The 12,683-nt window shown below is 41.2% G+C and carries 7 protein-coding genes; 5 read left to right on the forward strand and 2 right to left on the reverse strand.

From position 1 onward, the window contains the following. Positions 1 to 84: 84 nt before the first annotated feature. The 3 genes from CYG50_RS19400 to CYG50_RS19410 all read left to right on the forward strand — a co-directional run bounded on the left by CYG50_RS19400 (position 85) and on the right by CYG50_RS19410 (position 8,276). Positions 85 to 5,022 (forward strand): DNA repair ATPase, encoded by a 4,938-nt coding sequence (locus tag CYG50_RS19400; protein ID WP_102140063.1) that lies wholly within the window; start codon positions 85 to 87, stop codon positions 5,020 to 5,022. Then, entirely contained in the window at positions 5,022 to 5,597 is a 576-nt protein-coding gene (locus tag CYG50_RS19405; protein WP_102140064.1) for a rhomboid family intramembrane serine protease, read from the forward strand. Before CYG50_RS19400 ends, CYG50_RS19405 begins: the two co-directional genes overlap by 1 nt. A 165-nt stretch (positions 5,598 to 5,762) precedes the next feature. Next, positions 5,763 to 8,276, forward strand: a complete 2,514-nt coding sequence (locus CYG50_RS19410) for a penicillin G acylase (RefSeq protein ID WP_102140065.1) — start codon at positions 5,763 to 5,765, stop codon at positions 8,274 to 8,276. Between the two features lie 37 nt (positions 8,277 to 8,313). Here the strand turns inward: CYG50_RS19410 and CYG50_RS19415 are convergent, their stop codons facing one another. After that, a complete protein-coding gene (locus CYG50_RS19415) occupies positions 8,314 to 8,976 on the reverse strand; it encodes a helix-turn-helix transcriptional regulator (RefSeq protein ID WP_102140066.1) in 663 nt (220 codons plus the stop codon). Between the two features lie 74 nt (positions 8,977 to 9,050). Here CYG50_RS19415 and CYG50_RS19420 point away from each other — a divergent pair, with 74 nt between their 5' ends. Next, entirely contained in the window at positions 9,051 to 10,460 is a 1,410-nt protein-coding gene (locus CYG50_RS19420; protein ID WP_102140067.1) for an MFS transporter, read from the forward strand. Between the two features lie 42 nt (positions 10,461 to 10,502). Here CYG50_RS19420 and CYG50_RS19425 read toward each other — a convergent pair whose 3' ends face one another. After that, the gene (locus CYG50_RS19425) at positions 10,503 to 12,008 is read right to left on the reverse strand and encodes an MFS transporter (protein WP_102140068.1); all 1,506 of its coding nucleotides are present in this window, start codon (positions 12,006 to 12,008) and stop codon (positions 10,503 to 10,505) included. A gap of 95 nt (positions 12,009 to 12,103) precedes the next feature. On the opposite strand from CYG50_RS19425, the gene CYG50_RS19430 reads away from it, so the two are divergent. Further along, entirely contained in the window at positions 12,104 to 12,649 is a 546-nt protein-coding gene (locus CYG50_RS19430) for a TetR/AcrR family transcriptional regulator (RefSeq protein WP_102140069.1), read from the forward strand. Positions 12,650 to 12,683 lie beyond the last annotated feature (34 nt).

Genomic DNA, 12,683 nt, shown 5'->3' on the forward strand with positions numbered 1-12,683 from the left:
ATTGGGGTAGTGAACCTACCCCCTATTGTTCTTCATTATTTGTTTTCCATTTTTATTGTCTTAGTTAAGGGAATTCGCTGCGCAATGTCAGATATTCAGGATACGGATCGCGAACAAGAAATACTCGATAGCGCTGTTGCAGAAGGTGGTGCTTATGAAATATTACGCAAACGCCTGACCGACCAAGGGCAACAGCTGCATCAAAAAGCCGCACAACTCAATGAAATGCGGTTGGATGAATTTGGTCAAAGCCAAATGGATATTATTGGTCGTATTCGCATTCGTACTGAAAATAATTGCCAAGCAAGGGACATTGTCCGCGTCGGTGAATGGCTCTTATTCGGTTATAACGTATTCCTCGGCCTAAAAAAAGAAACGCACCTCGAAGATGTATTTTCACTATATCGGTTAATTGAAAACGACAATGAGTTTGATGTTGAAGCAGTCCCTTATGAAGATACCTTCTTGAGCGATAATCGCTTTGTTCAAGATTTTACTGAACTCTATACCTATTATAAGAACACACAGTTACTGCAACTTGTTGAACGGGACGGCAAACTTCTTGCTAGTTTTCAAATTGGCGATCGCATCACGGACGTGCGAGTTTTTCGCTGGTCAATCTCCAGCGACAAACGCAAAATTGAGTATATTGATAACCGGGGTGAACGCGATATCGCCCTCCCACCAGCCTATGATTTTGAATGGCAAAAAACCACACGGGAAGACACGGTTAATGGCCGATACCCTCACATCAATATTCTTGACACTGTATTCATAGAAACTATTGGCGGTGATTTAACCATCAAGTGTGAAAATAACACTGAAGATGGTTTGGGGATTTACCAAGAAGCTGTTCTTGATAAAAACCAATCTTTAGATGACGCACAAATTGAATATGCACAAACTGGCAGTTTAATTATCTTAAAAGTTTTACCCTATCGAGAAGAAACTTGGCGTTACTTGGTTTACAACACGCTGTCTCAATCTGTACAACGCATTGATGCCATTGGGCAAGCATGTGTCCAGCTACCAGAAGACCACGGTATTATTTTCCCTGGCGGCTACTACTTACAAAATGGTGACTATAAAACGTTTGAGCAGTCTATGGATGGAATGCGTTTTCGCCGTTTGCGTCGTTCTCCAAATGGAGAAGATGTCCTATATGTTTTCTATTCACCAAATCAAGGTCGTATTGCTCTATTCAATTACAATTTAATTGAACGAACACTTTCAGTTCCGCTTATTGGCCATGGCTATGCCATGCTTGAAGACGGAAAAATGGTGTTATTTGAAGGTGAAGGCGAAGAAGCGACTCGCGTTCATCCTATGCAAGTTTGGCAGACCCCATTTTACTCAGAAGAATTTGCCGACCAACAGCCGACTCGTAGCGGTTTTTTAGGGCGTATCGGCAATGCAGATTTAGTTCGAGGTATTTCTGAAATATTACATGTTTCCAAAGAAATAGAAGGCAGCCAAATTTCTATTGCTCGCTACGAACAGCTCAGCCAACAAGCAAAAAATTTACTGGATATTTATTACTGGTTTGGTGATGAACAATGCCTTGGTATTGGCAAATTGCTCAAAGAAATCACCCAAACAAGTGAACTTGTCCTTGATGAATATGAGAAGGTCGAAAGCATACGGCAGCAATCAGCTAAATCAATGAATGAAGCCATCAGCCGCCAAAAATCACTACTTTCACTAACGTTGCCTGAAAGTTGGGCTGATATTCAACAATTTGTTGATGGCTTAAATGCCCTGAGTGCTCAACGCGGGCACTTGATTTCACTGCGCGAATTTCGCTATATGGATTTAGAAAAGCTTAGCGAAATGGAAAGTGAAATAGAGAAAAATCAACAATATGTATCGCAAGAAACCGCTGTTTTCCTGGCTAGCGATAAAGCATTACAGCCCTTTAAAACACAATTAACTGTTTTCGAAGAACAAATAGAAAAAGCCCAAAACAGTGCTCAGCTAGACATTCCCATGAAGGATATGGAAAAAATGTCTACTGATTTAGATATGCTATCAAACTTAATGGCTTCACTGAGTTTCAACGATGTCACACAACAAACCCACATTATTGATGCTATTTCGCAAATCTATGCTCAGCTAAACCAATCTAGAGCTCGTTTACAACAAAAACGAAAATCACAAAGCAGTGTGGAAACCGTCGCTCAATTTGGCGCACAATTCCGGCTGTTCAGCCAAGGCATTACCAATGCCCTGTCTCTTGCCACTGATCCTGAACGTTGCGATGATCAGTTATCAAGATTGCTTGTTCAGTTAGAAGAACTCGAAAGCCAATTTAGCAATCATGATGAATTTCTTGATGATATCTTGGCTAAGCGGGAAGAATTACTCGAAACCTTTGAATCACATAAACAAGTTCTTATTGATGACCGCCAACGCCGCGCCCAAAATTTAGTTACTGCAGCAGATCGCCTACTAGACAGCCTGCAACGACGAACAACTCGTTTACAATCTCAAGATGAGCTCAATGCCTTCTTCGCCTCAGACCCTCTAGCGCTTAAAACACGTGAAATAATTGAAAAATTAAGGGAAATTAACGATAACGTTAAAGCTGATGATATTGATGCACGTTTGAAATCCTCTCGGGACCAAGCCATTCGAGTTTTGCGTGATAAAACAGATATTTTTGAAGATGGTGGGAATGTCATTAAGCTCGGTCGTCACCGGTTCAGCGTAAACACTCAAGAGCTTGATCTCACTATTTTACCAAAAAATGAACAACTATGGGTTTATCTCACAGGAACAGATTTCCAAGAACCCATAGAAAATGAACAACTATCACAACTCAAACCTTATTGGAGTGCCTCATTAGAGTCCGAATCTGATACGGTTTACCGCGCAGAATACCTTGCTTATTCAATTATCTATGCCGCAACAAAACGCCAAGAAGGGCTAGATTTTGATATCCTAAAAAACGCATTAACATCAACGGAAAAACTTGAAAAAATTGTCCGTGATTTTGCGAGCCCACGCTATAAAGAAGGCTATGAAAAAGGTATTCATGACCACGATGCTGTTGCTTTACTGAAAAAACTACTGCCAATCGGTGAAAGTGCAGATTTATTACGGTATAGCCCGACAGCCCGTGCTATCGCAGCTATTTATTGGGAGCAAGTACAAAACGACGATTTCCCCGCTTTATGGCCTGAACGTGCAAGAACAGCCATGAATATTCACCAATTATTCCATAATGACAATGCACTTCTTGACCTACAAGCCGAAATCGAAGCTGGGATTAGCTTATTTTTACAAGATAACCCCATTCAATGCCAAGCTTATGAGCAAACCCAAGCCGCTGAATACCTTAGTTTTGTATTAGCAAGAACTCCGATAGAGCTCGTCTATAGCAAGTACGCAAGGGAGTTAGTTTTAGCGCTCCAGAGCCGCTTAGAAGAAGCCCATATGTGGGGTGATTTTAATCGCTCACAACAAAATTTAGGGGCTCGCTACGCCCAGCGCTGGTCATTAGTTCAAAACTGGCTACAAGGGCTGTGCTCAACCCCTGAATTTGCTCACCTTGTTCCATACATACCGGGTGCTATTGCCATTATTATCTTAGATAAAGTAGCTTCCGCTCGCTTTAGTGAAGCAGACCTTTACTTTAAGGTTAGCGGGTTGCTCGGTGAACACCCGACCATTGAAAACCAAACTCTAGCACTGAGTTTAGATAACTACTTCAGTCGTATGCGTGGTCAAAGGAAGCGATTCATTCCCGAATTCCGCCAGTATCAAACTCTGCGCCAACAAATTGTGACTGAAGAACGTAGCCGTTTAAAACTGCATGAATACAAAGCAAAGCCACTAAGCTCTTTTGTACGTAACAAACTGATAAACGACGTCTATTTGCCTATCATTGGCGATAACATGGCAAAACAAATTGGGGCTTTAGGGGAAGGTAAACGCACTGACCTCATGGGGCTGCTATTAATGATTTCACCGCCCGGATACGGTAAAACCACTTTAATGGAATATGCCGCTGACCGTTTAGGGCTAATTTTTATGAAGGTCAATGGGCCTGCTCTTGGCCATGATGTACTTTCTCTTGATCCTGAACAAGCGCCTAACGCAACGGCAAGACAAGAGCTAGAAAAGCTCAATCTAGCTTTAGAAATGGGTAATAATGTGATGCTATACGTTGATGATATTCAGCACACACACCCTGAGTTTTTGCAAAAATTTATCTCTTTATGTGATGGAACACGACGCATTGAAGGGGTTTGGAAAGGCAAAACCAAAACGTATGACATGCGGGGTAAAAAATTCTGTGTCGTTATGGCAGGTAACCCTTATACCGAGTCTGGAGAAGTTTTCCGGATCCCTGACATGCTTGCAAACCGCGCTGATATTTATAACCTTGGTGAGGTGCTAGGGGGTATGGATGAAGCATTTGCTTTGAGCTATATCGAAAACAGCCTGACATCAAACCCTGTATTAGCCCCTCTTGCATTACGAGATCTGAACGACCTGTACTTATTTGTCGATAAAGCGATGGGCAAATCTGTCTCTACCAATACCTTAAGTTACCCATACTCTGATGCAGAAATTAATGAAATCACCTCGGTAATCAGCAAGTTAATTAAGTTACGGGATGTTGTATTGAAAGTGAATCAACACTATATCGCTAGCGCAGCGCAATCCGATAAGTACCGGACAGAGCCTGCATTTCGCTTGCAAGGTAGTTACCGTAATATGAATAAACTCAGCGAAAAAGTCTCTTCAGTGATGAATAATAATGAACTTGAAAGATTACTCGATGACCACTACTTGGGTGAAGCACAGCTGCTCACAACGGGTGCAGAAGAAAACCTACTCAAACTCGCTGAACTGCGTGGTACATTAACAGAAAAAGATTCTGCACGTTGGCAACAAATCAAGAAAGACTTTATGCGTAACAAATCGTTAGGTGGAGATAATGCAGATATTGGTGATCGGGTTGTTGGCCAGCTAGCGTCACTCGTTGAAAGTGTTCAAGCACTTGGCAACCACTAATGAGCTATTTATCAGGGTATCCTCGCGTTAAGTTATTAACCTCAATTGTTGCAATTTTTATTATTGTTCAATCGGTTAATAGCTTAACCGCTGGCGGTTTAACCCAATTTGGGCTAGTTCCACGTACAGAATGGGGCTTGCTCGGTATCTTCTTCGCTCCATTTATTCATGGAAGCTGGGAGCATCTACTCAGCAACTTGCCTCCATTTATCATCTTAAGCGCATTATTGCTTCATCGCACCATCAAAGCTTACATATTGGCATCACTGTTTATCATTATTGTTGGTGGGTTAGCAGTTTGGCTCATTGGTAGGAATGCAGTTCACATCGGCGCAAGCGGGTGGTTTTTTGGTTTATGGGGGTTGCTAATTGCTCAAGGCTTCTTCCGGCGAAAATGGGGTGATATCGCTATCGCATTATTAGTGCTGTTCTATTTTGGCACAATGGCTAGCGGCTTATTACCTACTCACTTATACATCTCAACTGAATCACATATAGCGGGGGCTATTGCAGGGGCTATCTATGCATGGCTGAGTCATCGTTACCATCAAAAAACCAATAATCGCTCACTTTAAATTAGCACCATCACAATTATGACTCACTTTTTATGCTTTATTTAAATTTATGTATCTTTTTATGTGATCGTGGTTCACATATTAACAATTAACCATAAATTAACCATTTATTAACATTATAATAATGATAGTCTCGAAAAATAATAACAACATGGGACTCAATAAATGAAAAAACACCTCATCTCAATCGCTATTGTTCTAAGTTTAAGCTCCTTATCACTGTCATCATTTTCTCAATCAACTCAAATTAAAATTGAACGAGATAATTATGGCGTCCCTCATATTTATGCCAATGATACTTATAGCCTGTTCTATGGGTACGGCTATGCTGTGGCACAGGACCGATTATTCCAAATGGAAATGGCCAAACGCAGTACCCAAGGTACTGTTTCTGAAGTATTAGGTAAGGATTATATTTCTTTTGATAAAGAAATCAGAAACAACTATTGGCCTGATTCTATCCATAAACAAATCAATCAGTTACCCTCCCAAGAACAAGATATTTTAAGAGGGTATGCAGATGGTATGAATGCATGGATTAAACAAATCAATACTAAGCCAGATGACTTAATGCCAAAACAGTTCATTGACTATGATTTTTTGCCATCCCAATGGACGAGTTTTGATGTTGCTATGATTATGGTCGGTACAATGGCAAACCGCTTTTCCGATATGAATAGTGAAATTGATAACCTAGCATTACTCACTGCGCTTAAAGATAAGTACGGTGAACAATTGGGAGTAGAGTTCTTTAACCAAATTAATTGGCTTAATAATCCCAATGCGCCAACAACAATATCATCAGAAGAGTTCACCTATTCAGATTCACAAAAAACAAAAAATATATCTCAATTGAATCAAATTAGTGATTACCGACTTACTGCTCCCATGTTTGAACGCACAGCCAAAGATACAACTGGAAAAGTCATTGCACTTTCTTCTCAAGAAAATAATGCGTTAATCGCTAAGCAATATGAACAAAGTGGTGCGAATGGGCTAGCTGGCTACCCAACCACCAGCAATGTTTGGCTTGTTGGAAAAGCAAAAGCTTCTGGCGCAAAAGCCATTTTACTTAATGGCCCACAGTTTGGTTGGTTTAACCCAGCCTATACATACGGTATTGGCTTACATGGGGCAGGGTTTAATATTGTCGGAAATACACCGTTTGCTTATCCCGCGATTTTATTCGGCCATAATGGACATATATCTTGGGGTTCTACCGCTGGGTTTGGTGACGGTGTTGATATATTTGCAGAACAAGTTTCACCTGAAGACCCAAATAGCTACCTCCACCAAGGGCAGTGGAAGAAAATGCTTTCTCGCCAAGAGACATTGAATGTAAAAGGTGAACAACCCATTACTTTTGAAATATACCGTACTGTGCACGGTAATGTGGTTAAACGGGATAAGACAACTCACACCGCCTACAGCAAAGCTCGCGCATGGGATGGCAAGGAGCTTACATCCTTAATGGCTTGGGTAAAGCAAGGACAAGCGCAAAACTGGCAGCAATGGCTAGACCAAGCACAAAACCAAGCACTGACGATCAATTGGTATTATGCAGATAAAGACGGAAACATTGGCTATGTCCATACCGGACACTACCCCGATCGCCAAATAAACCATGATCCTCGTTTACCAGTATCAGGCACAGGAGAATGGGACTGGAAAGGTATACAACCCTTTGCTAATAATCCAAAAGTGTATAACCCCAAATCAGGTTATATCGCCAACTGGAATAACTCTCCAGCTAAAAATTACCCCGCTAGCGACTTATTTGCCTTCTTATGGGGCAGTGCAGATAGGGTGAAAGAAATCGATAACCGCATTGAAGCCTATGATAAGTTAACGGCTGATGATATGTGGGCGATTTTACAGCAAACTAGCCGTGTCGACCTTAATCATCGCTTATTTACACCATTTCTAACTCAAGCGACACAAGGTTTGCCATCAAATGACAATAGCGTCAAATTAGTGTCCATGCTCCAGCAATGGGATGGCATAAACCAGTTATCAAGTGATGGAAAACATTATATTCACCCAGGGTCTGCTATCCTCGATATCTGGTTAAAAGAAATGCTTAAAGCCACCCTAGGCCAAACCGTCCCTGCACCATTTGATAAATGGTACCTAGCGAGTGGTTATGAGACGACGCAAGAAGGCCCAACAGGGTCATTAAATATCAGTACAGGTGCAAAATTACTGTATGAATCTCTCTTAGAAGATAAATCCCCCATATCTCAGTCTATCGATTTATTTTCAGGACAACCGCAGAATGATGTTATTAGAAAGGCTTTGAATACGACTTACCAAAAAATGATAGAAAAATACGGTGATAACCCGACTAATTGGCAAACACCAGCCACGGCATTAACCTTCCGTGAAAATAATTTTTTTGGTATACCACAAGCCTTACCTCAAGAAAATTTCCATCAAAATGAATACCATAATCGGGGAACTGAAAACGACTTAATCGTGTTTACCGAAGAAGGGGTGAGCGCATGGGACGTTGTAGCTCCAGGGCAAAGTGGCTTTATTTCCCCGCAAGGAAAACCTTCGCCTCACTATCAAGATCAACTTTCTTTATATCAGCAATTTGGTAAGAAACCGTTATGGCTTAACAACGAAGAGCTGGCGCCATATATTGAGTCAACTGAAACACTAATAATTGAGAGATAATACTATTATTAAGCTAAATACCAAGGTGTCTCGGTATTTAGCTTTTAACCTTCACACGATACACACAGCGCCCAGCACCATTTAGTAAGTACTGTTCGCGTTCAATGCTACCATTATCACCCACAATCTCACTGAACAACGCCAATTCCGACCGACAAAAGTTTTGGCAAGCAGTGGCTGCTGCACAAATTGGACAATGGTTTTCGATAAACAACCAACTGTCACCATCTTGCTCAACCTTCGCCATATACCCTTCTTCGCTACGCACTTCAGCCAATGCTTCAAGCCGCTCAGCTAATGGTAAATTTTTACAACGGGCAAAATATTTTTCTCTGCTTTCCGTTTCCCTTTGGTTAATCAGCTTTTCTAGTCCTTCATCTCCAAAAATAGTACGAACGGAATCAATCAATTGCAGAGCAAGTTGCGCGTGAGTATCAGGAAAGCGTTGATGCCCCAACTCCGTTAATACCCAATTTTGTCGAGGACGTCCTGCCCCTGTTTGCGATAAGCACTGCGCCCCCTCTACTAACCCTAATGACGTCAGTTTTTGGATGTGCTGCCTTGCAGCTTCTCCGGTCATATTTAAATCATTTGCGATCACAGCGGTAGAAATTGGCCCTTTAGTTTTGATACAAAAAAGAACCTTATCCACGGCCTGTGTCAAATTTAAATTATCAAAGTAATTACTTGCATTAATCATTATGCGACTCTATTATCCAAGCTATTACTTGGATAATACCTCTTTTTCTACTATTCCGTCTAGCGGGTCTCTCTATGAGCAATGAAACATCAACCATACCTCAAGCCAAATGGGCTGATTTACTCAGTGGCACTAATGCATTACTCACTATTGCCCTAACTGGAGGTGTTGCACTACATGCTATCAATATTTATATCGTAACAACCATATTGCCTAGTGTCGTTAACGATATTGGTGGTCTCGAATATTACGCATGGAATACCACTTTATTTGTAGCAACATCCATTGTCGGTTCAGCCCTTTCCAGTAAAGTATTAGACCGTTTTGGGCCTAAATATTCTTATTTATTCGCACTCATTCTCTTTTCTTTGGGGTCTATTTGGTGTGCAGCGTCCCCATCAATGCTGGTATTACTTGGTGGTAGAGCATTGCAAGGGCTGGGGGGTGGTATTCTATTTGCTCTTAGCTATGCATTGATCCGCATTGTCTTTACCGAAAACTTATGGTCCCGAGCAATGGGAGTTGTTTCGGGTATGTGGGGAATAGCAACACTCTGTGGCCCTGCAATTGGGGGGATTTTTGCAGAAAGTGGCCACTGGCGTTGGGCATTTTGGGCTTTACTGCCTGTCGCTGTTTTTCTCGCACTCATTGTCATCAATCAACTTCCTAAAAAGCAAACTCAAGCACCAAAAAACAGCAAAGTTCCATTCCTAGCGATTTCTTTGTTAGTGATATCCGTTCTTGCTATTTCAATTGGAAGTTTGTCTGAAAGTTTATTCATAAACCTTATTGGTTTGTTAATTGGTCTAGCCATACTGCTGACTATTGCCTTACTCGATGGCAAAAATGACAGACGCTTATTACCAACTGGATCCTATTCACTCAAAAGCCCACTTGGCGTCATATTTTTAACCATGTGTTTGTTAGTTGGAGGCATGACAACAGAAATTTATGTCCCTTATTTCTTACAAACCATCCATCAGTTTTCTCCACTCACTGCGGGTTATTTAACCGCAATAATGGCCGCAGGTTGGACCATCGGAGCGCTCTTTAGTGCCAATAAAACGGGGGCGATTGTTATCCGAATTATTCGAATAGGGCCGGTCATCATATTGATGTCTTTAATTGTTCTTGCTGTTTTAACGCATAATCAACAGCTTATTGAATCATGGCCACTGTTCGTTATTTATCTCATCGCCATGGCAGGGGTGGGTCTAGGAATTGGTGTGTGTTGGCCTCACCTGGTATTGCATGTTTTTAAAAATGCGCCAGAGGGAGAGGAAAACCTCGCATCCTCTTCCATTATTACCATTCAATTGTATGCAACCGCGCTATCTGCCGCCTTAGTGGGAGTCGTCGTCAATAATAGCGGGCTAATTAACCCTGGGGGGATTGCGGGAGCACAGCAAGCTTCAATCTGGTTATTCGCCCTATTTGCTATTAGCCCATTACTCGCAACGGTATTAATCCGCAAAATCAGATAAAAAAGAGTAAAAGGGAGCAAAAGCTCCCTCTTTAATGACAAATCAATCTAATGAGCTCGTTAATGTCTTTTCGGAGCGTAAAAAATAAGGCAGAACAATAATACTGATCAGCAGAACAAAAATAGTTGCTACCATCACCCCTAAGAAAGCATGGTCAAAGGCAATATTGGCCTGATTTATCAACGCAAATGCATTATTGGCTGGCAGTGATTCGGAAACTAATAAGGCTTCATCAATACTGTCATAAACTTTATCACTAACGGTTATACCTTCAGGCAGTGAAAGTTTTAACGTATAGATAGCACTCATTAGTCCCCCCATAAACGTTACGCCTAAAACACTGCCAATTTCATAAGCAATTTCTTCAATTGATGCCGCCATACCTGCTTTTTCATCGGGGGCATTTAACATCACCGTGGTCGAAGCCGTTGTAAAAATAGCACCCAAACCAAAACCTATCAAAAAGAGGAATGAAAGTAACAGAATACCTGTCGAGGTTTGGTACACCATCGTTAAACCAACAACACCAATTAACGTACAAGTAAACCCAAAAACAGTAAGTTTTACCTCACCAAATTTATGAAGGTACATACCTGCCAATGGCGCAGCTATCACCGAAGCCAATGGAATTGGAATGATATATAACGCTGCCTCAAACGGGGTATAACCCAAAACCAGCTGTAGACGTTGACTTAGTAATAACTCGACACCAACAATAACTACAATGGATAAAACCGCCATCATCAGCCCTGCATTGAATTTAGGGTGCTTTAATAACGTAAAATCAATCATTGGTGATGTGGATTTAACTTGTCGATTTCTAAATACCACCAAAAAGAAAACCCCAATAACACCCGAGACCAATACCGCAGGCCAATCAGTATAAGGTTTACCGAGCTCCTTCAACGCATAAATAACACCAATTAGACCAATTAATACTAAAATAGAACCTAAAATGTCGATTTTTTTATCGCTGTTACCGCCACATTTAGGGATCAAATAACACGCAAACGGAATAACCAATAAAACAACCGGCACATTAATGAGAAAAACAGAGCCCCACCAAAAGTGGTTAAGTAAGATACCGCCGATCAAAGGGCCAATAGCCGCGCCACCTGAAGCAACTGCCGACCATATTCCAATAGCGAGAGCTCTTTCTTTCGGGTCTAAAAAAACATGTCTTACAATCGCAAGGGTGGCAGGCATACTTACTGCAGCACCTACAGCCAAAAAGCCACGAGACAAAATTAAACTGGTTGCTGTTGGTGAAAAAGCTGCACACAACGAAGCTAAACCAAATAATGGTAACCCCAACAAAAACATTTGCTTGTGACCGACTTTATCACTTAGCATCCCTGCCGCAGGTGATAAACCAGCGACCACCAGTGGGTAAGCATTCATTATCCACAGTTTTTCAGATGACGTAGCGCCTAAATCATGGGTTAATTTAGGTAAAGCGGTATACAGTACAGTGACATCAATAACGATAAGAAATAGTACACTTGAAACTAATAGAAGCACTATCCAGCGCTTATAATCGGTTAACATAAAATTCTCTCAATGAGTTTATTTGATCATGATTTCTGTGCTGATCGTGCTACAATATAAATCCATACGTACGTATTGAAAAGAGGTTTTTCTAAATGGGACGTCAACGAACAATCGATAGAGAAAAATTACTTGATGCTGCTGAAGACATTGTTCTACAGCAAGGCGCTACAGCGCTCATTATCGACGCAGTCGCCAAAGCAATGGGGATTTCCAAAGGCGGTGTTCAGTACTGTTTTGGCAATAAAGATGCCTTAATCGATGCAATGTTTGAGCGTTGGGGCCAGTCCTATGATGAAATTTTCAATCAAACAATTGAACAAGATAACTCCCCTGAAGGGCAAATTTTTGCGCATATGCAAGCGACCCACCAGCACGACAAAGTCTCGATGGCAAAAGGCGCTTCTTTAATGGCATCCTTATTACAAACCCCTGAATATCTGGAAAGTACGCGTATTTGGTACCGTGAACGGCTTGCTAAGTTAGACACCTCAACAGAAAAAGGTAAACAGGCCAGAATTGTTTTTCTAGCCACTGAAGGCGCTTTTATGCTGCGCTATATGGGATTCATGGAAATTGATGATAATGAATGGCAATCTATATTTAGTGATTTAGAAAGTTTATTAAAAAGTCATTCATAGTATCATTTTTTTAAATAAATAATCTCCTAATCCA

Source organism: Providencia huaxiensis, assembly GCF_002843235.3.
Taxonomy (GTDB): Bacteria; Pseudomonadota; Gammaproteobacteria; order Enterobacterales; family Enterobacteriaceae; genus Providencia; species Providencia huaxiensis.